Origin of the sequence: Yoonia sp. (assembly GCF_036007805.1) — a bacterium.
Taxonomy (GTDB): Bacteria; Pseudomonadota; Alphaproteobacteria; order Rhodobacterales; family Rhodobacteraceae; genus Yoonia.
Map to the genome: position 1 here is coordinate 1 of NZ_DASYOK010000211.1, position 2,402 is coordinate 2,402.

Annotated in this window: 4 protein-coding genes; 3 read left to right on the plus strand and 1 reads right to left on the minus strand. The window is 56.9% G+C overall.

What is annotated here, in order from left to right:
• Together VGP75_RS11875 and trxA are read left to right on the plus strand one after the other, a co-directional pair.
• On the plus strand, positions 1 to 586 hold a 586-nt coding region (locus VGP75_RS11875), incomplete at its 5' end, for a PD-(D/E)XK nuclease family protein (RefSeq protein WP_327543866.1).
• A 59-nt stretch (positions 587 to 645) separates the two neighbouring features.
• Entirely contained in the window at positions 646 to 966 is a 321-nt protein-coding gene (gene trxA, locus VGP75_RS11880; protein ID WP_055295234.1) for a thioredoxin, read from the plus strand.
• Between the two features lie 53 nt (positions 967 to 1,019).
• On the opposite strand, the gene VGP75_RS11885 is transcribed toward trxA, so the two are convergent.
• Positions 1,020 to 1,967 carry a capsular polysaccharide export protein, LipB/KpsS family gene (locus VGP75_RS11885; protein ID WP_327543867.1) on the minus strand — a complete coding sequence of 316 codons (948 nt, stop codon included), beginning with the start codon at positions 1,965 to 1,967 and terminating at the stop codon, positions 1,020 to 1,022.
• 70 nt (positions 1,968 to 2,037) lie between these two features.
• Between VGP75_RS11885 and hslV the strand changes: the two genes are divergently transcribed.
• The coding region (gene hslV, locus VGP75_RS11890; protein WP_327543868.1) for an ATP-dependent protease subunit HslV at positions 2,038 to 2,402 on the plus strand (365 nt) is incomplete at its 3' end.

A 2,402-nucleotide genomic window follows, 5' to 3' on the forward strand; every position in this document is an offset into this window, starting at 1 on the left:
TGAACTGCCCGTTCCGACACAGACCAAGACCATTTCGCCTTCTGAACTGAAAGGCGACAAAATCCTCCAAGGCGATCCAGCGGGCGACAACGAAGAAGACGCGATGGAGCGCGGCACGCAGATCCATAAGCTTCTCGAGCATCTGCCGATGGCTGCCCCTGCTGACAGGCACGCCCTTGGTCTGCAGCTTTTGCAAAATGATGACACGGCCTTGGTCGCAGAGGTGATGGCACTGATCGACAACCCTGATCTGGCTTGGATCTGGGGCGCTGATGCCTTGAACGAGGTCGATATCACCGCCGACATTCCCCAACTTGGCCGCATCCATGGCACGATTGATCGTCTGCTGATCAGCCCCGATACCATCACCGCGATCGACTATAAATCGAACCGCTTGGTACCGACAAAGCCCGAGGATACGCCTATCGGGCTCGCACGCCAGCTTGCCGCCTATGACACCGCGCTGCGGCAAATCTATCCCAATCATACAATCAAGACCGCTATTCTCTGGACCCACACGGGAACATTGACCACTTTGTCGCAAGAGCATCTTCACGAAGCCCTGAACACGCTTGCGACATCTTGACCATCACGGACAGGGTACCTAGTTTCCCACTTCAACGCATTTCGCCAAGGAGCACCCCAATGGCAACCGTAGCAGTAACCGACGCAACCTTTGACGCCGAAGTCCGCCAGTCCGATATCCCCGTTGTTGTGGATTTCTGGGCAGAATGGTGTGGCCCTTGCAAACAGATCGGCCCCGCTCTGGAAGAGCTGTCCGCCGAAATGGAAGGCCGCGTGAAGATCGTCAAAGTCAACGTAGACGAGAACCCCAATTCACCCGCACAAATGGGCGTGCGCGGCATTCCTGCACTTTTCGTCTTCAAGAACGGCGAAGTTGTCTCGAACAAGGCAGGCGCGGCACCCAAGGCAGCAATACAAGGCTGGATCGAAGAGTCGATCTAAGCGCCTCGCGCATCAGGTATCAAAGGGCGTCCCATAAGGGCGCCCTTTTTCGTTCAAACGGGCCAACCGTGGCCGCGCAACACATTGCGGATCTTCTTGGCTGCCTCTGGCCTGCCTGCGTTGATGGCGCGCTGCTGGAGGAACCAGAAAAGATAGGCCGCAAAATCCGGCCTGTGGCCATGGACCAGATCAAACGCGCTTTCGGCACCAATGTCGGCCACGTTCAGCGCGATATGGTGAAAGTCCGATTTGCCGAACAGAATGAGCGGTTTACCAAAGAAATATCCCTCAAAACCAACAGCCGAATTCTGCGTGACGATGTAATCGCAGTTCTTCAAATTCTGGTTTGTGCCTTGTTCGTCAAGCGTGAGGCGATCTTCACTCGCGACCAGCGCCGCAAGGGCATGACGCTCTTCAGTCGAATATGTCTCGGACGGATGAAGCGTCACAACGATATGTTTGTTCGGCTCTTCCTCAAGGACCGTTTTGACCATTTCCAAAGGGCTACAGGTTTGAAAAGACCGCTGGCGCAAAAGCTGCCCCTGCAAGGGCACATAGACAAAGCCGTCCTGACGGGCATTCAGCGGCGCTTCATCGAACAGACGTTGCCGCCAGAACCGGTAGAAATTTGCGGCCTTGCGCGGATCAACAGCGGCCGGATCGAACCGCTCCTTTGCAACAGGCCATTCCCAACGCTCGGCCTCTTTCTCGATATGCCAGAACGGATAGATATAGGTTTTGCGAAACGTCAGACCGCGCCCGTTCGCTGGCGGGTCCATCAGGTAAAGCCCGCGCCCCGGCCGCGCCTTGGCACGCAGGCGCGCAAAATCATCGTCGTCGTCATAAGCAACTGAAAGCCCAGCACCACTGAGCACCTCGCCCACCTTCTTGATAAAATTGTGATTGCCGCGCTCGGCCTGATTGCGCAACTGCACTGGTAGGTAAAAGGTCACGGTGTCACGGGCGCTCATGCGGCGAAAGCTATCCGCGCGTGTCGGCATGAACAAGCCATGCGGGGTTGTTTGCCCGCATTTGCCCCGCCATATATGCAACAGCGACAAGGAGCAGATGATGGCAAGTGAAGAATTTCCCGGCTGGCACGGAACGACAATCATCGGTGTCCGCAAGGGCGGGCAGGTTGTGATTGCCGGTGATGGCCAGGTCAGCCTTGGACAGACCGTCATCAAAGGCACGGCGCGCAAGGTCCGGCGTTTGTCACCTGGCGGGCAAGACGTGATCTGCGGTTTTGCCGGATCGACGGCAGATGCCTTTACCCTGCTTGAGCGTCTGGAAAAGAAACTCGAAGCCACCCCCGGTCAACTGGCGCGCGCGAGCGTTGAACTGGCCAAGGACTGGCGCACCGACAAATACCTGCAAAAGCTCGAGGCGATGCTGATTGTCAGCGACGGATCCGAGCTTTTCGTGATCACCGGTGC

Bases quoted from the DNA above. Each gene is read 5' to 3' on its own strand.
- trxA (WP_055295234.1), top strand. From the start codon at position 646: ATGGCAACCGTAGCAGTAACCGACGCAACCTTTGACGCCGAAGTCCGC.
- VGP75_RS11885 (WP_327543867.1), bottom strand. From the start codon at position 1,967: ATGCCGACACGCGCGGATAGCTTTCGCCGCATGAGCGCCCGTGACACC.